The 25429-nt window shown below is 30.0% G+C and carries 24 protein-coding genes; all 24 read left to right on the top strand.

Annotation, left to right across the window (positions count from 1 at the left end; all coding sequences use genetic code 11):
* Nucleotides 1-4: 4 nt before the first annotated feature.
* The 24 genes from mreD to ACSYT2_RS12370 all read left to right on the top strand — a co-directional run bounded on the left by mreD (nt 5) and on the right by ACSYT2_RS12370 (nt 25304).
* On the top strand, nt 5-496 hold the full coding sequence (mreD, locus tag ACSYT2_RS12485) for a rod shape-determining protein MreD (RefSeq protein ID WP_430855550.1): 492 nt from the start codon (nt 5-7) through the stop codon (nt 494-496).
* Complete coding sequence (locus ACSYT2_RS12480) at nt 493-3399, top strand: penicillin-binding transpeptidase domain-containing protein (protein ID WP_430855549.1); 2907 nt, start codon at nt 493-495, stop codon at nt 3397-3399. Before mreD ends, ACSYT2_RS12480 begins: the two co-directional genes overlap by 4 nt.
* A gap of 212 nt (nt 3400-3611) precedes the next feature.
* Nucleotides 3612-6509 (top strand): penicillin-binding transpeptidase domain-containing protein, encoded by a 2898-nt coding sequence (locus ACSYT2_RS12475; RefSeq protein ID WP_438384885.1) that lies wholly within the window; start codon nt 3612-3614, stop codon nt 6507-6509.
* A gap of 241 nt (nt 6510-6750) precedes the next feature.
* Complete coding sequence (gene minC, locus ACSYT2_RS12470) at nt 6751-7395, top strand: septum site-determining protein MinC (RefSeq protein ID WP_430855547.1); 645 nt, start codon at nt 6751-6753, stop codon at nt 7393-7395.
* 20 nt (nt 7396-7415) lie between these two features.
* Nucleotides 7416-8213, top strand: a complete 798-nt coding sequence (minD, locus tag ACSYT2_RS12465; protein ID WP_430855546.1) for a septum site-determining protein MinD — start codon at nt 7416-7418, stop codon at nt 8211-8213.
* 16 nt (nt 8214-8229) lie between these two features.
* A complete protein-coding gene (minE, locus tag ACSYT2_RS12460) occupies nt 8230-8499 on the top strand; it encodes a cell division topological specificity factor MinE (RefSeq protein WP_430855545.1) in 270 nt (89 codons plus the stop codon).
* 175 nt (nt 8500-8674) lie between these two features.
* The gene (rodA, locus tag ACSYT2_RS12455) at nt 8675-9838 is read left to right on the top strand and encodes a rod shape-determining protein RodA (RefSeq protein WP_430855544.1); all 1164 of its coding nucleotides are present in this window, start codon (nt 8675-8677) and stop codon (nt 9836-9838) included.
* Nucleotides 9839-9858: 20 nt separating this feature from the next.
* A complete protein-coding gene (mgsA, locus tag ACSYT2_RS12450; protein ID WP_430855543.1) occupies nt 9859-10218 on the top strand; it encodes a methylglyoxal synthase in 360 nt (119 codons plus the stop codon).
* Nucleotides 10219-10357: 139 nt separating this feature from the next.
* Complete coding sequence (locus ACSYT2_RS12445; RefSeq protein WP_430855542.1) at nt 10358-11524, top strand: FtsW/RodA/SpoVE family cell cycle protein; 1167 nt, start codon at nt 10358-10360, stop codon at nt 11522-11524.
* Between the two features lie 164 nt (nt 11525-11688).
* On the top strand, nt 11689-12462 hold the full coding sequence (locus ACSYT2_RS12440; RefSeq protein ID WP_430855541.1) for a peptidoglycan DD-metalloendopeptidase family protein: 774 nt from the start codon (nt 11689-11691) through the stop codon (nt 12460-12462).
* A gap of 27 nt (nt 12463-12489) precedes the next feature.
* A complete protein-coding gene (locus ACSYT2_RS12435; RefSeq protein WP_430855540.1) occupies nt 12490-13344 on the top strand; it encodes a site-2 protease family protein in 855 nt (284 codons plus the stop codon).
* Between the two features lie 184 nt (nt 13345-13528).
* A complete protein-coding gene (locus tag ACSYT2_RS12430; RefSeq protein WP_430855539.1) occupies nt 13529-13903 on the top strand; it encodes a GntR family transcriptional regulator in 375 nt (124 codons plus the stop codon).
* Nucleotides 13903-14754 (top strand): ABC transporter ATP-binding protein, encoded by an 852-nt coding sequence (locus ACSYT2_RS12425; protein WP_430855538.1) that lies wholly within the window; start codon nt 13903-13905, stop codon nt 14752-14754. The genes ACSYT2_RS12430 and ACSYT2_RS12425 overlap by 1 nt, the downstream gene beginning before the upstream one ends.
* Nucleotides 14754-15521 carry a hypothetical protein gene (locus tag ACSYT2_RS12420; protein WP_430855537.1) on the top strand — a complete coding sequence of 256 codons (768 nt, stop codon included), beginning with the start codon at nt 14754-14756 and terminating at the stop codon, nt 15519-15521. Before ACSYT2_RS12425 ends, ACSYT2_RS12420 begins: the two co-directional genes overlap by 1 nt.
* Before the next feature lie 21 nt (nt 15522-15542).
* A complete protein-coding gene (locus tag ACSYT2_RS12415) occupies nt 15543-16307 on the top strand; it encodes a hypothetical protein (protein WP_438384884.1) in 765 nt (254 codons plus the stop codon).
* The gene (locus ACSYT2_RS12410) at nt 16294-16923 is read left to right on the top strand and encodes a hypothetical protein (RefSeq protein WP_430855535.1); all 630 of its coding nucleotides are present in this window, start codon (nt 16294-16296) and stop codon (nt 16921-16923) included. The genes ACSYT2_RS12415 and ACSYT2_RS12410 overlap by 14 nt, the downstream gene beginning before the upstream one ends.
* 137 nt (nt 16924-17060) lie before the next feature.
* Nucleotides 17061-18917: a TIGR03960 family B12-binding radical SAM protein gene (locus ACSYT2_RS12405; protein ID WP_430855534.1), complete on the top strand. Its 1857-nt coding sequence runs from the start codon at nt 17061-17063 to the stop codon at nt 18915-18917.
* Nucleotides 18901-19605 carry a TIGR03936 family radical SAM-associated protein gene (locus ACSYT2_RS12400; RefSeq protein WP_430855533.1) on the top strand — a complete coding sequence of 235 codons (705 nt, stop codon included), beginning with the start codon at nt 18901-18903 and terminating at the stop codon, nt 19603-19605. The genes ACSYT2_RS12405 and ACSYT2_RS12400 overlap by 17 nt, the downstream gene beginning before the upstream one ends.
* Nucleotides 19606-19618: 13 nt before the next feature.
* Nucleotides 19619-21055 carry a ribonuclease E/G gene (locus ACSYT2_RS12395; protein ID WP_430855532.1) on the top strand — a complete coding sequence of 479 codons (1437 nt, stop codon included), beginning with the start codon at nt 19619-19621 and terminating at the stop codon, nt 21053-21055.
* A 263-nt stretch (nt 21056-21318) separates the two neighbouring features.
* Nucleotides 21319-21855 (top strand): RNA polymerase sigma factor, encoded by a 537-nt coding sequence (locus ACSYT2_RS12390; protein WP_430855531.1) that lies wholly within the window; start codon nt 21319-21321, stop codon nt 21853-21855.
* 18 nt (nt 21856-21873) lie between these two features.
* Entirely contained in the window at nt 21874-22587 is a 714-nt protein-coding gene (locus tag ACSYT2_RS12385) for a hypothetical protein (protein WP_430855530.1), read from the top strand.
* 150 nt (nt 22588-22737) lie between these two features.
* Nucleotides 22738-24471, top strand: a complete 1734-nt coding sequence (locus ACSYT2_RS12380) for a carboxypeptidase-like regulatory domain-containing protein (RefSeq protein WP_438384883.1) — start codon at nt 22738-22740, stop codon at nt 24469-24471.
* A gap of 4 nt (nt 24472-24475) precedes the next feature.
* Nucleotides 24476-25021, top strand: a complete 546-nt coding sequence (locus tag ACSYT2_RS12375; protein ID WP_430855528.1) for an RNA polymerase sigma factor — start codon at nt 24476-24478, stop codon at nt 25019-25021.
* A complete protein-coding gene (locus ACSYT2_RS12370) occupies nt 25014-25304 on the top strand; it encodes a hypothetical protein (RefSeq protein ID WP_430855527.1) in 291 nt (96 codons plus the stop codon). The genes ACSYT2_RS12375 and ACSYT2_RS12370 overlap by 8 nt, the downstream gene beginning before the upstream one ends.
* Nucleotides 25305-25429: the final 125 nt, after the last annotated feature.

The following is a 25429-nucleotide window of genomic DNA, read 5'->3' as shown; positions in this document are numbered from 1 at the left end:
AGCTATGAAAAGATTAGTTTTAATTTTAATCTCAATTTTATTATTAATAGTAGATAATTCATTTGTACCTTTTATATCTATAAAAGGTGCAAGCCCAAGCTTTTTATTTATTTTTGCAATTAGCTATTCTATTATTAATGGTAAAAAAGAAGGGGTTATTATAGGAGTTATAAGTGGATTGTTACAAGATATATTCTTCTTTGGAGGATTTGGTGTTAATGCACTAGTTAATATGTTATGCTGTGTTTTAGCAGGAACTGTTGGAGAAGGGATATGGAGAAAAAAGAAACTTATACCGGTACTGACAATTTTTATTACAACTATTTTGAAGTTCTTAGGGGTTTATATTATATTTTACTTCTTGAAAATAAATGTAGATTTATTAAAAGGAGTGTATGCAGCACTTTATAATTCAATAATTATGTTCTTAACTTACAGAGTTGTTATAGCATTCTCTGAGTGGGAAGATAAAAAGAGCTCATGGAGGATTAAATGATAGTTAATAAGCCAAAAAAGAAGAAAAAATTATCAAGGTATACTACCTTTACAATAATCATGGGATGTATTTTCACCCTTATAATTGTTAAGTTAATATACCTTCAAGTTTATAAACATGAAGATTATAAGGAAAAAGCAAATACAACTTCAACAAAATTTGTATCAGAGAATGGACCAAGAGGTTTAATATATGATCAGGATGGAAATGTATTAGCATCAAATAAGCAGACTTACACAATTACATATACAAAAACAAATGATGCAGATAGTGTATTTTATTCAACTGTAGATTCAGTATTAAGGATTTTAAGGGAAAATGGAGAGAATTTTAAGGATGATTTGTTACTTAAGTTAGATGAAAATAATAACTGGTATATAGATTATAAAAGTAGAGATCCTGAGTCTAAAAGAATAGAAGAAGTTAGATTTAAAAGAGATAGAGGTTTAAATGAAGCTATAGAAAAGGAATTATATGGTGATGATATAGAGGATCTTTCGGATACTCAGATAAGTAAAGTTGATGAGAAGCTTTTAGAGATAACACCAGAAGAGGTTTTTTATAGTTTAGTTAAAACATATGACATAATAAGTCTTGTAAATCCTGAGCCATTAGAAGGAGATAAATCAGATTATGAGGCTAATAAAAAGAAGTATAAGGATATGTCTGGAAAAGAATTGACAGAGATATTAAGTGAAAAATATTCTTATAGCCAAATAAGAGATTACATAGTAGTTAAAGATGCCATAAAGATGCAGAGTTTTAAAGGATTTAGATCTGTTACTATAGCTAGTAATGTTAATAAAGACACGGCATTTATTCTTTATCAAAAATTAAATGATTTACCAGGAATAGATGTAACATTAGGACCTATAAGAGATTATCCATATAAGACTCTTGCTTCATCAGTTTTGGGATATTTATCTAAAATAGATGGATCTAAACAAGATAGATATGAACTAAGAGGATATGATGCATCAACAGATTTAATAGGGGTTGCAGGAATTGAATCTGCTTTTGAAGAGCAACTAAAAGGTGTTAAGGGCGGAACAACAGTTAAGGTTAATTCAAAAGGAAGAGTTACAGAAGAGTTATTTAAACTGGAATCATATCCAGGAAATAATGTTCATTTAACCCTTGATAAAGATGTGCAGTATGCAGCAGAACAATCCTTAAAAGATACAATAGAAGATATTCGATTAAACAAAAGAGATTCTTATGGTGGTTTTCCAGGAGCAAATAGAGGCGCAGTAGTTGTAACTGAAGTAAATACAGGAAGAATATTAGCATCAGCATCATACCCAGATTATGATCCTAATTTATTTGCTGTTTCAGGACAATTAACTACGGAAGAAAATGAACAATATTTTAGTCCGGATTTAGAGAAGTTTGGATCTGAGCTAATAAAAAACTTTGGATTAAATAAGACTGTGGATGATTTATTCCCTATGAGTAATGGGGTTAGGAGAGATCAATACGATTTATATCCAAGATCATTTCTTAATTATGCTACACAAGGGTTGATACCTCCAGGATCAACATTTAAGCCTCTTACGGCAATAGCAGGATTAGAAAGTGGAGTAGTTGGACCAGATACTCATATTGTTGACCAAGGAAAGTTTACTGAACACGCAGACACATATGGAGATAGCTTTGGTCCAGAGTGTTTAATATATACATCAAATCGTTCTACCCATGGATCTATTGATGTAAAAAAGGCTTTAGAAGTTTCATGTAACTACTATTTCTACGAAGTTGCATATAGGTTATATAAGCAAGCAGGATCAGATATTAAAGCACTAGATTCTCTTGCAGAGTATGCTTGGAAATTTGGACTAGGAACAGATCCTAAAGGTCAGGCTAAGAAGAGTACAGGTATAGAAATTGAAGAAAATTTTGGGCAAGTATATAATTTCGAATCATTTAAAGAAGATTCAATATATTATGCAAGATTTGAGCTTGCAGAGTATCTTGAAAGTGGAAACTATAAGGGAATAAATACTTTTGTTCCATTTGATTATTCAAATAATGAAGATGACTCAGAAAAACTTAAAGAAGCTAAAAAGTCTTTAAAGGACAAGATTGCTGATAGATTTAGTAAGATAGGCACTAATGAACAGGCATTAGGAACAGATGAATTTTCAAGAACTATTATAGAAGATATTAAAAATATAATGAAGTATTCAGATAAATATAGTCAAAATGTTAAGGATTATGAAGCATCAAAGAATACAACTGTTGATAAAGATAGTCAAGCAAAAGTAATTGCTGATGTAATTGCAAGATTTGTTACTAATGATAAGGCAGCAGAAATAAAATCACCAGCACAAGAAGTTTTTGCAGCTATCGGGCAAGGTATGAATACATTCACCCCAATGCAATTAGCACAATATGTATCTACAATAGCAAATGGAGGAAAAAGATATTCACTACATTATGTAGATAAAATAACTGATCCAAACGGTGGAGTTATTAAAGAGTATTCTCCAGTTATATTAGATGAGACAAAACTAAAAGAATCAACTTTAGCAGCAGTTAAAGAAGGTATGAAAAAGGTTAATATGGATGAGAGTGGTACTGCAACTAATACCTTCGTTGGTTTCCCTATAGAGACAGCAGGTAAGACAGGTACTGCAGATTTCTCTGAAAAGCAAAGAGAAATTGGAAGATCTCCATTTGCAACTTATGTCAGTTTTGCACCATTAGATAATCCTGAGATTGCTGTTGTAGCAGTAGTATATGATGGTGGTCATGGTGGATATGTTGCACCAGTAGCTAGAGCTGTCTATGAAGCATACTTCAAGGAGAAGTTACTTGAAATGGATCCAAATTATGCATCTAAATCAGCAAGTTTCCAAAAGTATGTTATGGAAGCACCAGCAGATAATAAGGCAACGAAATAATGTAAATGAATAAAAACTCTATTACTAATTAGTAATAGAGTTTTTTTCTTTTAGAGTGGTGATATGAATTTATATAAATAAAAAAAGTTACATTATTATTAAGAATTAGAAAAATTGAAGGAATTTCTTCTTTGAAAAAAGAAGTATACAATTATTATAATAAAAGGCTATTTTATACAAAATAGTAGGGGTTTATATTTAGGGGGGCAATAATGATAGTTAACAAGCAAAAAGAAAAGAAGAAATTTTCAAGATATAATATATTTATAATTATAATGGGCTTTGTATTTACTGCAATAGTAGTGAAACTTATATATATACAGATATATAAAAATCAAGATTATAAGGATAAAGCAAATACAACTGCTACTAGGTTTGTAGCAGAGAAGGCACCAAGAGGAAAGATATATGATCAAAATGGTAATATATTTGCAACTAATGTACAGACTTTTAGTATGACATATACAGCAACTGATATTGCTGACAAGGAGTTTTATAGTACTGTAGATTCACTAGCTAAGGTATTTGCGGAGAATAGTGAGGTTTTTCAAGATGATTTGATGCTTAAATTAGATGAAAATAATAATTGGTATTTAGAATATAAAAGTTCAGATGCCACATCTCAAAAATTTGAGGATATAAGATTTAAAAGAGATAGGGGAATGAATGAAAGTATTGAGAAAGAATTATTTGATGGAGATACTGAAGATTTAAGTGATTCTGATATAGAGAAGGTAGATAACTTACTATTAGAGATAACTCCACAAGATGTATTTTATTATTTAGTAAAAAGTTATGATTTAATAAGCCTGGTTGATCCTGAACCTAAGGAAAGCGAAGATAACTATGAGGAAAAGAAAAAATCCTATGATGAAAGAAGGAAAAAATATATAGATAAAAAAACTACAGGGGAAGAGTTAGCAAAAATTATTACTGAAAAATATTCTTATAGGCAAATAAGAGAATACCTAGTAATAAAAGATGCCATAAAAATTCAAAGCCTAAAAGGATATAAAACTGTTACTTTAGCTAATAATATAAATAAAGATACATCATCAATTATATATCAAATGTTAAATAATCTACCAGGAGTAGATGTAGCATTATCACCTACAAGGAAGTATCCTTATAATAATTTAGCATCTTCAGTTTTGGGATACTTATCAAAAATAGATGAAGGAAAGAAGAATAATTTTGAGATAAAAGGATACGATGCTTCATCAGATCTAATTGGAGTATCGGGAATTGAATCATCTTTTGAGGAACAACTTAAAGGGGTAAAGGGAGGAACAACAGTTAAAGTAAATCCAAAGGGGAGGGTTACTAATGAACTCTTTAAATTAGAATCATATCCTGGAAACAATGTTCACCTTACTATAGATAAAGATATGCAATGGGCAGTAGAGCAGTCATTAGTAGATGTTATGGCAAAAATTAGGTCTGGTGGAGAATATCCAAATGCAAATAGAGGAGCTGCAATAGCAGTAGAAGTAAAGACCGGGAGAATACTTTCATTAGTATCCTATCCAGATTATGATCCTAATAAATTTGCAGTGCCAGGTACCCTATCAAAAGAGGAGATTCAAGAGTATTTTAGCCCAGACTTAGAGAGCTTTGGTAAGGAGTATATTTCAAGAATGAGATTAAATAAATCAGTTGATGATATATTTCCAAAGGACTCAAAGACTGGAATTAGAAGTGATGATAAGGATATATATCCAAGACCATTTTATAATTATGCTACATTAGGTCTTATACCACCAGGATCAACATTTAAACCTATGACAGGGATAGCAGCGCTAGAGAGTGGAGCTATTGGTATAAATGAAACTGTTAATGATACACATGTATTTAATATACATCCAGAGGTATATGGGGATGAATTTGATCCAACTTGCTTAGGTTATCATGGACCCATTAGTTTAAATAGGGCACTTGAAGAATCCTGTAACTTTTATTTTTATGAACTAGCACATAAAATGTATATGAATTCTGGCAAGAGTATTAAAGGGCTAGATTCTATTGCAAACTATGCATGGAAATTTGGTTTAGGAACAGATCCTAATGGTAAAGAGAAGCCGAGTACAGGTATAGAGATAGAAGAAAATTTTGGACAAGTATATAATTTTCAATCATATAAAACAAGGGAAATAGCAGGATCTAAATTTGATTTAGCAGAGAAAATAGAGGCTGGGGCAGTGGGGGGCCAGACTTTTGTACCTCTTGACTATTCTTACAATGATGATGACTCAGAAAAACTTAGGCAAGCTAAAAAGGATTTGAAGGATAAAATAACAAGTGCTTTTAATAAAGTGGGCACAAACGAAGCAATAAGCAATGTAGAAGGATTTTCAAAAATACTTGTGGATGATATAAAAAGTATAATGAAAAATTCTGAAAAGTATGCTAGTAACATTAATGAAGCAGAAAAAAAAGGTAGGAAGATAGATACTGATAAGCAGGCTAAGGTTATAGCTGATGGAATAGGACAATATGTGATTTTTGATAGAGCAGGACTTATTAGATCACCAGCTCAAGCAGTATATGCTGCAATAGGACAAGGTATGGATAATTTTACACCAATGCAATTAGCGCAGTATGTATCTACTATAGCAAATGGTGGGACAAGATATAAATTACATCTTGTTGATAAAATAACTAATCCAGATGATGAAATAGTTCAGGAGTTTAAACCAGAGATATTAGGTGAAACTGGCATAAGTAAATCAACATTAGATGCAATAAAGGCAGGAATGGCTAAGGTTAATATGGAGGAAGGGGGTACAGCTAAAGCAGCATGGATGGGATTCCCTATATCAACTGGTGGTAAGACTGGTACTGCTGATTCAAGCGATAAGCAAGAGGAATATGGTAGATCCCCTTATGCAACTTATGTAAGTTTTGCACCACTTAATAATCCAGAAATAGCTTTTGTAGGGGTAGTATATGATGGCGGTCATGGTGGTAGTATTGCATCTGTGGCAAGAACAGCTTTTGAGGCCTATTTTAAAGATTCATTACTTAAAGATGACCCAAGTTACGCTTCTAAATCTGAAACTTTCCAAAAGTTTGTCTTACAGGTACCACCAGATAATAAAGTGACTAAATAAGACTAAAAATTCATTAGTTAAACTAGGATAAAAGTTAATGTTATAAAATTAGCATTAACTTTTTCTTATTATAATATAAATGATGAAAAGTGATTAACGTTATTCAACATTTTTGTCATAATATCTACAAATATAAAGTCTTTAATGGTATACTTATAAAGGATAAATGTTTACTAAGAAGGAAATTCAATATTTACGTTGAATTAAGTTATAAGTGATAGAAATTGGTGGAGGGTAGCCAATGAGTAACAGTGGAATAATTATTAAAGGTAATAAAGAAGGATTAAATGCAGAAATTCAAATTGACAAGTTTGATGGCTTCGATGATATGCTTGGATCCTTAGTAGAAAAGCTTTCCAAAGGAAAGAAATTTTACAAGGGATCAACACTCTACATAACAGTAAATCTTTCAGCATTGACAGAAAGAGATGTAGAAAGATTAAAGGAGATATTATTAGAAGAAATTGCAGTAAAAGAAATAGTTTTTGAAGACATAGAAGCAAAGGAAAAAGAAAAGGAAACGAAGGTTTTTAATGGGGTTTATGAAGGTAGAACAAAGTTCGTTAGAAAAACAGTTAGAGGTGGACAAAGTGTTAATTTCCCGGGGAATATTGTAATAATAGGAGATGTTAACAGTGGAGCTGAGATCTATGCTGCTGGAAACATAATTGTTTTAGGGAGCATTAAGGGGAATGTATTTGCAGGTGTTGGTGGTAATAGCAAAGCAATTATTGCTGCATTTTCACTTCAACCTGAAGTACTAAAAATAGGAGATATTATTACTATCTCTCCAGACTCAGAAAAACCAAAGTATCCAGAAGTGGCTAAAGTAAAAGATGATGCCATAATTGTAGAGCCATATTTAACTAACAAATATATATATTAAAATTATGGAGGGATCAGTAAATGGGAGTATCTATAGTAATTACATCAGGTAAAGGTGGAGTAGGAAAAACAACTACTACAGCAAATATAGGAACAGCACTAGCTGCTTTAGGTAAAAAAGTTGTAGTTGTTGATGGAGACACAGGTCTTAGAAATTTAGATGTTTTAATGGGATTAGAAAATAGAATAGTTTATACAATAATTGATGCTATAGAAGGAAGATGTAGATTAAAGCAAGCTTTAATAAAGGATAAGAGATTCCAAAATTTATGTTTACTTCCAACAGCTCAAACTAAGGATAAGGATGATATAAGTCCACAGCAAATGCTTAAGATTGTAAATGAACTTAAGAATGAATTTGATTATGTTCTTATAGATTCACCAGCAGGAATTGAGCAAGGCTTTGAAAATGCTGTAATTGGTGCAGATAGAGCGTTGGTAGTTGTAAATCCTGAAATAACTTCAGTTAGGGATGCGGATAGAGTTATAGGAAAGCTTGATGCAAAAGGATTAGAAGATCATGGAGTTATAATAAATAGATTAAACTATGAAATGACTAGAAATGGAGATATGTTAGATATTAGTGACATCATAGAAACTTTATCAATAAAACTTATTGGTGTTGTTCCTGACGATAAAAATATAACAGTTTCTACTAATAAAGGAGAACCTATAGTTCTAGAAGACAAGGCCTATGCAGGGCAAGCTTTTAGGAATATTGCTAGGAGAATAGCTGGTGAAGAAGTTCCTATAATGGACTTAAATACAGGATCAACAGGTTTCTTTGGATCAATAAAGAAATTATTTGGTCGTAAATAAGGGGGCGTGAGATATTATGGGACTTTTTAGTAATTTTAGTAATAAACCAAAGCCAAAGGATGTTGCAAAAGACAGATTAAGATTAATTCTTATTCATGATAGAGGAGATATTCCAGCAGAAACTTTAGATAAAATGAGAGATGAAATTCTAGAGGTACTTTCAAAGTATATAGAAATTCAATCTGATGATGTAGAAATTGCAGTTACAAAGAGTGATGCAGTTGAAGGGGATTCGGCTTCATCTTTAGTAGCTAATATTCCTATTAAAGGAGTAAGAGGAAGATAAACAAAGAACTAATTGATAATGTTTAAGGAAGCCATGGGCTTCCTTATTTGTTATATTATTTTTTAAAATTATGAAGTTTTTCTTATATTTTATTGGATTACTATTATCCTATAGAGAAATAGGAAATTATAATATATAATAGAATTGTCATTTAGAGAGAGATGGAGGTAGGATATTGTTTAAAGGAGATAAACTTTTAAGTAGATATAAACTAGACTTTAGACTTATTAGAGAAATAGATAAAGCCTTACTATTTTCAACAATAGGCCTAATATTATTTGGAATATTAAATATTTATCTATCTACAAAAGGTGGAGTATTTGAAACCTTAGGACCTTATTATTTTGCAAAAAAACAGCTGATTTGGTTTTTTGTATCAATGGTAGCATTGTACTTCTTTGTAGCTATTGATTATACTATTATATATAGATATGTACCTATATTTTACTGGGGATCAGTGGCTTTATTAGTTGCAGTATGGATACCTGGAATAGGTAAAACAGTAAATGGAGCAAGAGGGTGGATTAATATAGGTATGACCCTACAACCAGCAGAGCTAGCTAAATTCGCTATAATATTAATGTTAGCAAAATTACTAGATGATATGGATTGTGAGATTAATAATATAAAAAATCTTACAAAGCTTGCTATATACTGTTTAATACCAGTAGGATTAATAGTTATTCAACCAGATATGGGAATGACAATGGTTTGTTTCTTCATAATATTAGGGATGCTATTTATTGCAGGTTTAGATAAAAGAATAATAGGCGGCGGATTCTTAATACTATTTGTTGCGGTAGTGGTTCTTTGGAATTCTGGACTAATATTGCCACACCAGAAGGCTAGAATAGTATCATTTATGAATCCAGAAGCAGATGATTCAGCCAATGGTTATCAATTAAATCAAGCCTTAGTTGGAATAGGTTCAGGTGGGCTTATTGGAACAAAGCCATCTATGGATCCAGATGTATCACCAGGATATGCAGGGACTCATGTGCCTGAAGTTCAAACAGACTTTATATTTTCTGCTATTGCTGAGCAATGGGGACTAGTTGGAGCTTTATTTTTATTATTCTTATATGGAGTATTAATAACAAAGATGGTTAATATAGCACGAAGGGCAAAAGATAGATTCGGTTCACTAATTTGCATTGGGATGGTATCATACTTCCTATTTGCAATAACTCAGAACATAGGAATGACAATAGGTCTTATACCAATAACAGGAATAACATTGCCACTTGTAAGTTATGGTGGAAGTTCATTACTTACAACTACTATGGCAGTTGCACTAGTATTAAATATAGGTATGAGAAAAAAGAAAATACATTTCTAAAATGATTGGGGGATTTATAGATGAGGATTGCATTAATAGCTCACGATAAAAAGAAGGAAGATATAATTAAATTTGCAATAAAGCATAAGGAAAGACTAAAGAACCATGAACTTGTAGCCACAGGAACAACGGGAAAGAGAATTTCAGAAGCTACTGGATTAAATGTTCATAGATATTTGTCAGGTCCATATGGTGGGGACCAACAAATTGGAGGAAGTTTAGCAGAAGGAAATGTAGATTTAGTAATATTCTTAAGAGATCCATTGACATCGCAGCCTCATGAACCAGATGTTTCAGCACTTATTAGAATATGTGATGTTCATGAAGTACCAGTTGCTACTAATATTGGTACTGCAGAAAAGCTTATAGTTAATATATAAAAGAAAGGTAACCATGGTTACCTTTCTTTTATTATATAGTAAATTAAAAATTTCTTACATTTTCCATATTGCCTTAATAGGAAACATAGAAGGGGATATAATATATTGTGGTATATATTTTAAATAAGGGAGTGTAAGGATGTTTAAAAGGGATAGGCTTATAAGTAGATATAAGCTAGATTTTAGATTGATAAGAGAAATAGATAAGGCACTGCTATTTTCAACTATGGGTTTAATTTTATTTGGTATACTTAATATTTATTTATGTACAAAAGGTGGAGTCTTTGAAAAGGTAGGACCTCTTTATTTTGCCAAGAAGCAAATGATACATTTTTTAATTTCTATGGTAGTAGTATATTTCCTTTTAGTAATAGATTATAGGGTTATATATGGCTACATACCAATATTTTATTGGGGATCAGTAATCTTATTAATTACAGTATGGATACCTAAAATTGGGGTAGAGGTTAACGGAGCTAAAGGATGGGTGAACTTAGGAATAACAACATTGCAACCTTCTGAAATTGCGAAGTTTGCAATTATCTTAATGCTGGCCAAGCTACTAGATGAAATGGATTGTGAAATAAATAATTTTAAGAACTTAAGCAAGATTGCAGGATATGTATTACTGCCAGTATTTTTAATTTTGATACAGAAGGACATGGGAATGACAATGGTTTCATTCTTTATAGTTCTAGGAATGTTATTTATTGCAGGTTTAGACAAAAGGATAATAATTGGAGGATTTAGCATATTATTTATTTCTATTACTATACTTTGGAATACAGAGCTTATCTTTGTACACCAAAAAGACAGGATATTAGAGTTTATGAGTTCGGAGGAGGATTATTCAGGTAATGGATATCAATTGAATCAAGGTCTAATAGGAATAGGATCAGGTGGGATTTTAGGGTCAAAGCCATCTTTTAATCCGGAAGTATCACCTGGATATGCAGGGACTCATGTTCCAGAAGTACAAACAGATTTCATTTTTTCAGCTATAGCGGAGCAGTGGGGATTTATAGGAGCGCTATTTTTATTATTTATGTACGGAGTATTAATAACTAAAATGATAGTGATTGCTAGAAATGCTAGAGATAGATTTGGCTCATTAATAGCTGTGGGAATAGTATCCTATTTCTTATTTGCAGTTACTCAAAATATTGGAATGACAATACGTCTTTTACCTATAACAGGAATAACATTACCACTTGTGAGTTATGGTGGTAGTTCATTAGTAACAACAACTATGGCTGTAGCCCTAGTTTTGAACATTGGTATGAGAAAACAAAAAATATACTTCTAAATCGGAAACTTCCTAATATATTTTTGAAGATCACTTAATTATTAAAAAGTAATTTTTAGAAATATGATAGGGGGTTTTTCATGTCAATAAGATAAAAATTATGAAATCATATTTTTTCATAATGGTAAATATAATAGATTAGTAAAACTATTAGGAGGAAAGAGATGGTAGATTATAAGTCCCAATATGAAAGGTACTATGGGAATATGAAAAAGAAAGCGCCAGGAAGAGTACAAAGTAGAGATACAGGGATGGAATCATTATACGGAAGAAAAGGTAATGGGTCACAGAACTTTGGGGAAAAGCTAGTTAAGAAATTTATATTACAGCTAGTTGGTTCACTTATGTTATTAGTGTTATTTTTAGGAATTAAAATGATACCAATAGAGGGGGCAAAGGAAGCATATGTTGTTTCTAAAGAGGCTGTAGATAAAAATTTTGATATAAATGAGGCAGTTATTGCTGTTAATATTCCAAATGTAGAGAACTATAAAGAAACTGCGCTTGATTATATCGATGAGATTAAAAGCCTTATAACAGGTGATAAAACCTTAAAGGATTCAATTAAAGAAGAATATATGATTCCTGTAGTAGGTAAAATTAAAAGTTTAGAGGGAGAGAATACTGGGTTAGTAATTCAGACTGATGGAGAAAAAGAAATACAAGCAACCTTTGATGGTACTATTAGAGAAGTTAAGGAAGAGGATAGTGGAAAGCATGTAATAATAGATCATGGTAAAGGGGTTGAAACATATTACGGATTACTTTCTTCAACGGATTTGAAAGAGGGAGATGTAGTTAAAAAAGGAGAAGTTATAGGGAAAACAGGGATTATTGATTCAACAGAAACAAAGGGAATTGTTTATAAATTTATTTATATGGGAATAGAAAAAGATCCAACTGAATTTATTGACTTTTCGTCTTTAGAGAGTGTTTAGTTTTCAGCAATTTAATAGGAGCATTACATGGAGAGGAAAACGAAAATATTGCTATTAGAATTTATGATTTTAGTAGTTATTTGTAGTTTTGACAGCAGATTATTATTAGGATTCTTATGGGTAATACTGCATGAAGCAGTTCATATCATTGTTGCTAAATCCTTTGGGGTAAACTTATACAATATACAAATTCATATAACAGGGGCTAAGGCTGAGCTTCAAAATCTTGAAGATGTATCAGAAAATAAGAAATTACTTATATATTTTTCAGGGCCTCTGTTTAATATGATTTTGGCAATAATATTAATGTGGATAAGGGTTACCCTTAATGTAATCTGGATAGAGAGTAGTATAGGAATGAATATAGGTCTTGCAGTATTTAATATGTTGCCAGCTTATCCTCTAGATGGAATAAGAATTTATGAGATTCTTTTAGGTAAGGTAATTTTATATAAAAGGGCAAAAAAAATATTGGTAAATGTAAGTTTTATATTTTCAGGATTACTATTAGTGCTATTCTTTTTAACAGTTTATATACATAAGGCTAATTTTAGTTTGTTACTAGCAGCATTTTTGATAACATATACGACCTTCTTGGAAAAGAAAAATACAATATATATACTCATGGGGAATTTGATTAAAAAGAGAAGAAGGTTAATTAAGGATGACTATATTGAGAATAAAAGTATTTCTGTCTATTATGAGAGAGATTTAGTTAAGGTATTAAGTCTAGTTGACAGAAATAAATTTAATTCTTTTTTTGTTTTAGATGAAGAATTAAAGTTTCTTGGAATTGTTTATGAGGATGAACTTATAGAAGCTTTAAAGGATTATGGGAATATATCTTTAGGAGACTTTATTAAAATAAAAAAAGAAAGATAAGAGGATGAAGAAAGGTGAAAATAGAGCCTTTCTTCATCCTCTTATTTTTACATAATGGTTTTTAAATGAAGGATTTAATTACTACAAGAAAAATACAATTTAAAGAAATATTGACAATAAAATACAAAGGGTGTATAGTGTGAATATAAGGTATACACACCATATTTTAGGAGGTGTATTTTGTGTGACTATAGTATTAGATTATACCAGTGATTTGCCAATGTATGAGCAGGTGCTAAGAGGGATAAAAAGTCATATTATTGAGGGAAAGCTCAAGGAGAATGATATGCTACCTTCAGTAAGGGGATTATCAAAAGAACTAAATGTAAGTACTATTACAATTAAGAGAGCTTATTTAGAGCTTGAAAAAGAGGGAATAACTTATTCAGTTTCAGGGGTAGGAACCTTTGTTAAATTAAAAAATAATGAGGATTTAATAAAGGAAAATAAAGAAAAGCTTTTTTATGAATTAAAGGATGTAGTAGATAGACTTATAGAAAATAGGAGTACTAAGGGTGAGGTATTAAAAAGGGTAAATGAGATATTGGAGGGGTATTAATGGAAAATACATTAGAGGTAAAAGATATATCAGTTAACTTTGATAATTTCAGCTTAAAGGATGTCAGTTTTAATGTTAAAAAAGGAACGATAATGGGTTTTATAGGTGAGAATGGAGCAGGTAAAACAACTACATTAAAGTTAATATTAAATAGTTTTGCTAGGGAAAATGGGTCAATAAATGTATTTGGTAAGGATAATATCAAAGATGAGATTTATGTGAAAAATTATGTTGGTTATGTACCAGCAGAAAGTTATCTTTTATCAAACAGAACTATATTGCAGCATGAAGAAACTTTTTCTTACTTTTATGATAATTGGGATAAGGAACTATTTAGAGAATGTTTGAGGAAATGGAAGATAGATAAAAATATGAAGGCAAGTGAACTATCAACAGGTATGAAGACTAAGACTATGCTTGCTTTGGCATTAGCTCATGAACCACAGCTTTTAATACTAGATGAACCAACAGCAGGACTAGATCCAGTAGCTAGGATGGAATTGTTAGATGAATTAAGAACCTTTGTTGAGGATGGAGAGAAGTCAATTATTATATCAACCCATATAACATCGGATTTAGATAAGGTAGCAGACTATATAACCTTAATTCATAACGGAAGGATACTAGAATCAGATTCAATAGATATAATTCAAGAAAGGTATGCTGTAGTAAGAGGTGAGGTTTCCTTATTAGAAGAAAATGAAGATAAATTTGTTGGAGTTAAGAAGTGGGATAATTCCTTTGAAGGATTAATATTAAGAGAAAACTTAATAGGAGACTTAAAGAAATTGCAAATATCACTACCTAATATAGAAGAACTTCTAACATTTCATATTTGGGGTAATAAATAATGAATCGGAATAAGAAAAAAGATAAAAAGTTTATAAGGTTGATGTACTTAGGATATGAAGATGGGATAGGGATAGCATCATATGTATTTGTATTAGCTATAATGTTGGGAGGCTTTCTGATTGGGTGGAATGGAAGTTTGGAGTTAAATCAAATATCAAGCATTGAAGATATAGATATTTATAGCAAAATTACTTGGAGTTTAGTATATCACATAATGATAATTATAATAACAAAGAGACTTCTTTTTATTAATCATAAGGACGCTAGAAATTTTAAAAGTATTATTAATATTATCCCAATGAAGAAAGAGGATATTTATAAACCGAGGGTACTAAGTATATTTATAATAGCTGGTTATTTTATAGGTCCTTATATAGCAATGTTTCTCTTTAGGCCTAGTACTAATTTAATGATTGCTACTAGGGGAATGGTGATAGTATTTATGATTATTACATTAATACTTTTAACTAAAAGAAACTTATATAGGTTTCAGAAGAATAAGGAAAAGTATATAAAAAATATGGATATATTATTTTGGGTATATATGTTAGTTATAATATTGTTTTATGTAGCTCTTAATTACTATAGTATGTTTCCTATAATTAAATCTGTAGTTGACACATCACATAACTGCTTATTACTGAACTTTATAGGAAATACTTATGTAGGAATTATATTAGGTCTGATTACTAGCTATATTTTTTATAAGATTAATTATGTATATGTAATAGATAAATTAAAAAGTATGGATTGGGAAATTGGTTAGATTTATGGAGGTGCGGTAATAATGAAGTTAAAGTATTTTAATAGCTATTCCTTGGGATTAACATATAAAACATTAAAGTTCAATAAGGTACTACATGTAGCTATAATTATTAGTTATACTCTTTTATTTTGGATGAGTTGGGGATTGGGAAATAGTCAGCTTAATAAATTAGATTTAGATACTGTTATTAATAATGGTATTACAACTATTATAGATCCAGGAATGTTTATTACATGTTTAGTCACAATAATAATTTATATTGATCTATCAATTTCGGAAATATCTAATAGTGATGAATTAAATAGTGAGGGATTTGCATTAGCTGAGTTTTTACCTATTAAGAAAAAGGATTTTCTAGGGAGTAGAGTTGCTTCTTTCTTTATGATAGTAGCGTGCATATTACCAATGTTTATTGTTATATATTTTTCTTCAGATATAAATGGGTTTATGATAGGGATCAGAGGGATGTTATTAATAGTATTTATAGCTGTATCTATAAGTGCAACGCTAGATCACTTATCAAAATATAACAAAAGGTTATTACTGCCAGCTAGAGTGTTTTCAAAGGTATTAGGAATAGTAACTATATTGACAATAATTAATAGTATTAGGGGCAGAGTAGATAAATTATTACTAAATGCATCAAGTAATGAGTTTTTAATGTTTATTGGAAATAAGTATATAGGGATCAGTATAGGATTAATAGTTATTATTGCTATATATTATTTCAATTGGATCTATCTAAATAAGCATATAGTGGGAGATATAGAAGATGGAGGCTTATAGGTTATATTTTAAAGTTTTGAAATATAAATTTATTAAGATACCAATAATGCTTATGATTATATATCTTATAAGTAGTTTATATAATTTAGGTGGGGTAATATTAATTACATGCCTATATGGAAGTTTATATGATATGACTAATATTGAATATAACTCTTTATCTATTATGCCTAATAAAACAGAGGATATAGTTAAAATGAGATATGTATCAATTTACCTTCCAGTAATTATTTCTTTTGCTATTGGGATAGTTGTTAATAAAGTAGTAAATTTAAACTCAGAGTTAATACCATTAACTATTTTAGGAGTAGGATTAATTTTTGTTAATATAATAACTCCAATGTTTTATGGTCAAGGGATGAAAAGGTACTTTGATAGTATGTCAGGACTACTATCATTCTTTGTATTAATGATATTTGTAATAATAAATCTTTTCCTTGGGCTTGGAATTAATGATTGGATTTTAAATAATCAATTATATATAAATATTGGAATACTTTTGGCAGTCTTAGGTAGTTTAAGACTATCCTATAAGTGTGCTTTGAATAATATTTATGGGAAGATAAGTAATAAGAAAAATAGTAGTAATGAAACAAAGTTAGCCAATTTAGGCTAGCTTTGTTTTATATAGATATTACTACTATTGGACTATATGTTTATTTGATATATTTTCAATTTACTATTTTTCACGGTTTGTGTTAGAATATAAGGATGTTAAGACACATTAGATATTAAAACTAGGAGGATCTATTAATGAATAAAATAACAGATCACATTCTATGTAAAGTAGAAAAACCTTCAAGATATATAGGTGGAGAATTAAATGAAATAATTAAAGACCCTAAAGATGTAGATATTAGATTTGCATTCTGTTTTCCAGATGTATACGAAGTAGGAATGTCACATTTAGGAACAAGAATACTTTACCATACAATAAATCAAAGAAAAGATACATACTGTGAGAGAGTATTTGCGCCATGGCCAGATATGGAAGCTCAATTAAGAAAAAATAATATACCATTATATGCCCTAGAAACAAAAGATCCAATAGGTGATTTTGATATTCTTGGTTTTACTCTTCAATATGAAATGAGTTACACAAATATTTTAAATATGCTTGATATGGCTGGAGTAACAATAAGAGCAGAGGAAAGAGGAGAAGATGAACCAATAGTTATGGCTGGTGGTCCATGTGCATATAACCCAGAACCCCTTGCTGGAATAGTAGACTTCTTCGAAATAGGAGAAGGGGAAGAAATGATGAATGATGTACTTGATGTTTACATGAAGTACAAAAAAGATAAGTGGGATAAGAAGGCCTTCTTAAGAGAAATATCTCATATTGAAGGAATTTATGTGCCTTCATTATATGATGTTGACTATAAGGAAGATGGAACTATAAAATCGTTTAAGCCTAAGTTTGAGGATGTGCCAGCTAAGGTTAAGAAGAGAATAGTTTATGACTTTAATAAGGTAGAGTTCCCAGAAAGTATAATAGTACCTTATACTGACATAGTTCATGATAGAGTTGTACTTGAAACATTTAGAGGATGTACTAATGGATGTAGATTCTGTCAAGCAGGGATGATCTATAGACCAGTTAGGGAAAAGAGTAGAGAAACGCTAGTTAAGCAAGCAAGAGAATTAATTAAGAATACTGGGTATCAAGAAGTATCACTATCTTCATTAAGTACTTGTGACTACTCAGATATAGAAGGCTTAATACAAGATCTTATGGAAGAGCATGAAAATGATAAGGTTGCTATTGCATTACCTTCAATAAGAGTTGATGCCTTTTCAGTGGATTTAATAAAGGAAATACAAAAGGTTAAAAAGACAGGTTTAACTTTTGCACCAGAGGCTGGATCTCAAAGAATGAGAGACATAATTAATAAGGGGTTAACTGAAGAACGAATGCTTGAAGCAGCTAGAAGTGCATTTGAAGCAGGTTGGAGTAGTATTAAGTTATACTTTATGATAGGTTTACCATATGAAGAATTAGAAGATTGTGCTGCAATCGGTGATTTAGCTCAAAAAATGGCAGATGAATATTTTGCAGTACCAAAGGGTATTAGAAAGAAGGGCTTAAGAATAAATGTAAGTACTTCAATATTAGTACCAAAGCCATTTACTCCATTCCAATGGGCTCCAATGGCTAGAATGGAAGAGGTAACAAAGAAGATAGATGCGGTTAAAAGCTCTATTAAATCAAGAAGTATTAATTACAACTACCATGCACAAAAAACATCATACATGGAAGCAGTATTTGCTAGAGGAGATAGAAGACTTAGTGAAGTACTAATTAAGGCTTATGAAAAGGGTGCTAAATTTGATGGGTGGTCAGAATTCTTCAGCTTTAACATTTGGCAAGAAGCAATTAATGAATGTGGTATAGATGGAGATTTCTACACATATAGAGAAAGAAGCTATGATGAAATACTTCCTTGGGACTTCATAGATATTGGAGTTAACAGAAAGTACCTTGAGGTTGAAAATGAGAAAGCTAAGAAGGCAGAGCTTACTCAAAACTGTAGAAAAGGTTGTACCGGTTGTGGTGTGAATGTAAACTTTAAAGAAGGGGAGTGTTTCCACGGTGCGTTACTTAATTAAATATACTAAAGAAAGTAATATAAAATTTATTTCTCACTTAGATTTAATGAGAACTATACAAAAGGTAATTAGAAGAGCAGAATTACCTATACAATATTCAAGAGGTTTTAATCCTCATATGGCATTATCTATAGCTCAACCATTATCTGTTGGAGTATATTCTGTAGGTGAATATATGGATATAATCCTAGTTGAAGAAATGGATACACAAGAAATAGTGGATAGATTAAATGAAAAAACAGCATCAGGAATAAGATTCTTAACAGCTACAAGAGTACCAGATACTTTGCCAAATGAGAAGAAAATGCCACAAGCTATGGCATTAATTGATGCTTGTAGATATACAGTTAAAGTTCTATACAATAGTACAGAAGGTTTAGAGGATGAAGTAAAGAATTTACTTGAAGAAAAAGAATGGAATACTATTAAAAAGAGTAAAAAAGGTGAAAAGGAAGTTAACCTTAAGGATTTCATATATGAATTTAAGTATTGGGTAAAGGATAATGAATTAATCCTAAATATTTTAATAAAATCAGGTAGTAGAGAGCATTTAGCAGCAGATCTTTTAGTTGATTATATTAAGGAAAGAACTTCAAATGCTAATAATGATGCATTTGTAGACACAAAGAGAGAAGAAATGTACTATATGAAGGATGATAAGTTAGTTCCACTATATAACTGTGTATAGGATGTGTGTATAGATGAAAGAGATATTTATAGAGAGAAGAGAAAATATTCTTAGGATAGCAATAAGAAATAATAGTATATTACAGGAGTGTATAGTTGAAGAAGAAAGTACAGGACCTGTAATTGGAGAGATCTATAAGGGCAGGGTTAAAAATATAATCCCTGCCACTAACTCTATATTTGTAGATATGGGATTAGATAAGGATGGATATCTTTACTTCAGTAATGAGCTTAAAGGACAAGGCATAAAAAAAGGTGATGAAGTTATAGTTGAGGTAATTAAAGAATCTTTAAATGATAAAGGACCTAAAATTACTAAAAAATATAGTCTCCCATCAAAATACTTAGTTCTTGAAGCAGAAGGAGAAGGAATAGAATTCTCTAAAAGATTTAAAGATGAAGTAAAGAAGGAGCTTCTTTTAGCAGAGCTTAAGCCTATAGAAGGTGCAAAGTTAATTGTAAGAACAGAGGCTGGCAATGTTAGTTTAGAAGAGCTTGAACATGAAAGAAAGGCTCTTGTAAAAGACTTTGAAGAGATACAAAGAAAAATGAAGTATTCTACTAATTTAAGAAAGCTTTATGGTGATAATATATCTTTGACAAAGGTATTTAGGGATAAAATAGGTCTTGATCCAGTTAAGGTTGTTTTAGATAATATAGATGATTTTAATTTTGCTAATGAATATCTAAAAGGTGAAGATAAGGTAAAGGTTAGACTATATAATGATACAAGAGGATTATTTGATCACTATGGAATAGAAAAAGAATTACTTAAATTAAGACATAGTAAGGTTGTATTGCCATGTGGAGGATCTATTGTAGTAGAGAAAACAGAAGCAATGCATGTTATTGATGTTAATACAGGTAAGAATATAAAAGAGAGAAATTTTGAGAAAACTATTCTTGAGACTAATTTAGAGGCAGCAAGAGAAATAGGAAGACAAATTCTTTTGAGAAATTTAAGTGGAATAATAGTTATAGATTTTATAGATTTAAGAGAAAAATCTCACAAGGCTATAGTTATGAAAGAGCTTAAAGAGGCATTAAAAGAAGATGGTGGAAATATAAAAATATTCCCATTCACAGAGCTTAACTTAGTGCAAATTGCAAGAAAGAGAATAGGTAAAAGTATTTATGAATACATGGAAGAAAACTGTTCTTTATGTAATGGAGCAGGTAGACTTCTTAAGTTATCTTATTTAGAAGGATTAATCCACAATGAAATTATGAGATACAATAATGAAAATGGTATTAATGATTTCTTTATTGAGGTTGATGATAGTTATGAAGATAAGATAAAGGGAGATTTATTATCTTTCTTAAAAAATATTGATGCTTTAGATAAGGAAATTTATATTAATTATATAAATGGAATGGAAGGCTATAGAATTGAGCCTATAATATTTAAAAATCAAAAAACTAATTTAGCTAAGTATTTAATAAAATTGTAAGTTTATTAAGTAGTGTTGTAAAAATACAACACTACTTTTTTGTTTTAAGATATAAGTTTATTTCTAGATAGTATCCAAAATAAAAAAGGATATGTAGAAGAAGAGAAAATAAGAAATCATAAAATAAAGATATCAAGAAACTCTAAAATAGAGGGGGTGAATAGGGATTTAAATATAAAAATGGTAAAATTATTATAATATAAGTCACATAAGTAGATATTGGATTGTTATATAAGTAGATGTACATCAATATGGAGGAATTTATGATTAATAAGAGTGAAGATATAATAGCTATTAAGTTAGATGATTGGCTAGTTAAATCAAAAGATGGAGATGATGAGTCTCTTGGAAGATTATATTCAGAATTAAAGAGACCCATATTTGTTTTAGCATTATCTATTGTAAATGATTATCAAGTTGCAGAGGATATTTTACAAGAAACATTTATAAAGATAATGAACAATTCAGAAGGATACAAAAAAGGTAGTAATGCAAAAGCTTGGATAATGACAATTGCAAGGAACATATCATTGAATCATTTAAAAAAGGTAAAGCGAGAAGAGATTAGGGATGATCTAGCTATTAGTGGTGATGGTAATTTTACTGAGGAAGTAGAAAGTACTATGGAGTTTCTTAGATTAATTGAAGAGTTAAATCAAGAGGAAAAAGAAATAGTAGCCTTAAGGTTATCAGCAGGTATTAGTCATATGCAAATATCTAAGCTGTTAAATATTTCTTTACTTAATGTAAGAGCAAAATATTCTAGAGCAATAAAAAAATTGAAGAAAGTTGTTAAATAAATTAGAGGAGTGATATTAGTGTTTGGAAAAAATGAAATAGATAATTATATGAAAGCTACTGAAAAGATTAAGCTGCCTACTGTACAAGGTGAATATAGAGCAAAAGTTAAAGAAGAAAAAAGAAGAGGATATGTAGGGAAGTTTGCAATGGTTGCATCATTAACTATGTTATTTATGTTAGGGGGAATGATGGTTAATCTTAGGGGGGATAGTGGACTTGAAAATAGTAATTCATTTTCAATAGTTGCTCATGCAGCAGACAATACAGAACAGGTATTAGCTAAAGGAAGTGAAGTAGGGTTATTTAAAGGAAAGCTTTATAATAGTATTTACTCTACAAATCCACTTAAGATTACTGGAGATAGCATAAAGAAAGTAAATGTAACTAGCAGGACAGGAATCCTTGAAGATTTTAATGAATATTATATTGAAAATGACGAAGCAATTATTGCTTTATTAGACGGTTCAAAATTAGATAATGGTATGGTATTTGAACCTGGTCCTACAAAAAATTCTATAGAAATTATAAATAAAGATGCAAAAAAGAGCATTGGACTTTTATGGATACCAAACGGAGACTATCTAATTGATGGTAATAAAGGCGCAGATTTAGTAGGTCAAAGTATTGAGACTATTAAAGTAGAGGTTACTTTTGAGAATGGAGATGTTCAAGTTAGTAATGTTGATGTTATTCTTAATGAAGATGGAACTTTTGTAGCGAAACTATCTTAGTGTTACAACTAATTTTAATGGTATATAAGTAATATTTCACAAAAGTAAGACACAGTTTTTATTGTGTCTTATTTTTATGTGATAAATAATGAAACTATTTCAAAATAGATTAGTCTAACTTAATAAGAAGGCAATAAGGGGGATAGTAAAATGAGAAAAAATAAAAAAAGTATAAAGTTAGGTAATTTATTTTTATTTTTGGTAACGATATTTTTGTTTATACCAGGATTACTTTATATAGTAGGAAGCACTATGAGGAAAATGGATGGAGAATTCTTAGGAAAAAGTAAAAGATATTATGGTACTGCAAGTATGGAGCTTTTTACAAAGATACCTAAGTTAATTCCAACTACAGGAAAGGTTTATTATGATATTGGAACTGGTTATTATAATGTAATAGAAGATAAAGGATTCTATTCAAATTATGGTCATACCTCAGGAAATTTAGGAAATGTAAATAGGGTAAATAAATCAATTGATAATTTTAGAAATGGATTACTATTAGGTGAAGAAGATAAGTTTTATGGAGAAAACTTAAGTATGCTTATAAATACCTTAGTAGCATTAGGTAATAAAGATGAAGCTATTAAGTATATTGAAGCGGCAAAAACATCGAAGAATGAAAGAATAAAAGATGTAGGGTTAATTAATGAAATAATATTTATGGCTAAGGATGGAAAAGGGAAAGAAGCAATAGAATTATGTAAAGAGAATATTGATAAAAAAGACTTTGAAATCTTGTATATGAACCTTATGTATAACTATGGTAGTGATGAGGAATTTAATGAAGAGTTGGTTATAAGAGTAGAAAAAGTAAAAGAAGAATTAAGTAAAGACACATTAAGAGAAACTAATCCAACGCCATACGATCGCCAAGATCACGATATATTTATATATAAAGATGTAGACCTGTTAAAGTATGTGGATTTTAGATGTTACACAAATTTCCCAGAAAGGGAGGATTGGAGTAATGTAGTAGAAGGTAGATTAACAAAAAATGGAGAAGGGGTGCCCTATCAGAAGATTACGATAGGAACTGCAAATGAGTATACCTATAATAAAAGAGGAAATATATTAGATACGGCGGTAAGTAGATCAGTATATACAAATGGAGATGGGTATTATAGTTATGAGGGTGTAAAGGATGGAAGATATAGTTATGAAGTGTCATTTGATGGATATCTTATAGATAGGGCATATGTATATCCTAAGAATATAGCTAAGGAAGATCAACTAGAAGGAATTAAGGTTGATAAAAATATTGTTAAAGTAGATTTTGGGATATTAGACTATTTTGAAGTAGATGATACTAATACAATAGAAGAAGATAAAGATTGGATTACTATTAATCTACCTGAAATAGCTAGAGCTAAAAGTGTTAGTATATGTTTTTTTGAGGGTGGAAGCATGTGTTCTTTAGATAGTAAAATTGATGAAAAGTTTAACGTTAAAATACCATTAGATAATGGAAGTTTTCTTATGAGAAATTTTTCTGGTAATGAGAAATATAATTCAGAGGGGAATGAATATATAGGTAATATTGAGGAAAAAGAATTAGATATTTCAATGATATTCTATGATGAAAATAATTATATAATAGCAAAGACTACTCTAGATAAGTTAAAATATACAACAAAAGAAAAGCAATTAAATAATGGGGATAAATTAATGCTTGAAGGAAAATATGATGAGGCAGTTAAATGGTATAAGTCTAAAATAGAAGAAGAAGGTGTTAGTAGGAAGTTTTTATATCCTATAATAAAATACTATGGAGATTATACCAGAAGAAATACTGAGGAGTTTAATAAATACTATGATAAACTAAATGAAATAGAGTTAGAAGATATAGAGAAAAATTTCTTAGAGGGATGGGGTAGGTCATAGGGGGATGAATAAGGTTTATGAGATAAATGCTTTAATCAAAGATATAAAAATAAATAAAAATACTGCTTTTGAAAAAATAGTAGAAGAATATAGTAATAGTATTATACGATTATGTTATCTTCAAAGTGGAAATAGAGACGAAAGTGAAGATTTGGCTCAAGATGTTTTTATAAAAATCTATAAAAATATTAATAAATTTAAAGGGGATTCTTCTATATATACTTGGATATATAGAATTACCATAAATGTATGTTTAACCTATCTAAAAAAGAAAAATAAGTATATGTATGAGGAGTTAGATGATAAGTATATAAGTAATACAAACGTGGAAAATGAAGTTGTTAATAATTTTTCTAGGGAAATCTTGCGTAAAAGTTTATTTGAAACTCCACAAAATTATAGGATTCCTCTCTATATGTATTATTTTGAGAACTTGAAGGTTTCAGAGATTGCTGAAATACTTGAGATGAATGAGAACACTGTGAAAACAAGGCTAAGGAGAGGTAAAGATTTTATAAAAAATTATTGTGGAGGTAAGATTGATGAGTAATGAGTTTGATGATTTATTTAAGGATTTTATTGATGATGAGTTTTCAAATGTGAAAGCATCATCTGAATTTAAAAAGGATATTATAACTAATGCTAAAAGAAAGTCTTTAAAAGAGACTATAATTAATGTTTGGAATTATAAAGTTGAGTTAGAAATAAGAACATGTATTGCAGCTATATTATTGATAGTAGCCATTCCAAGTATATATATCTTTGCTAAGGCTGATGAGATAAAAAAGAATGAGATAAAAAAATATGATAGTGTTGAATATAGAATAAAATAGTTAAGAGTAAAGAAGTTAGGTGTTTATTTTTAAGAAATAATTATAAGTGCTAAACTAGTGTTATAATTTAGAATTCACAGAGGAATTCTTCTCTTATCTATTTACTACAAAGGAGTGGCTTAGCC

This window comes from Clostridium zhoujianii (genome assembly GCF_051590805.1).
GTDB lineage: Bacteria > Bacillota > Clostridia > Clostridiales > Clostridiaceae > Clostridium.
The sequence above is the reverse complement of the archived record's forward strand: the minus strand, read 5'-3'. Positions and strand labels throughout refer to the sequence as shown.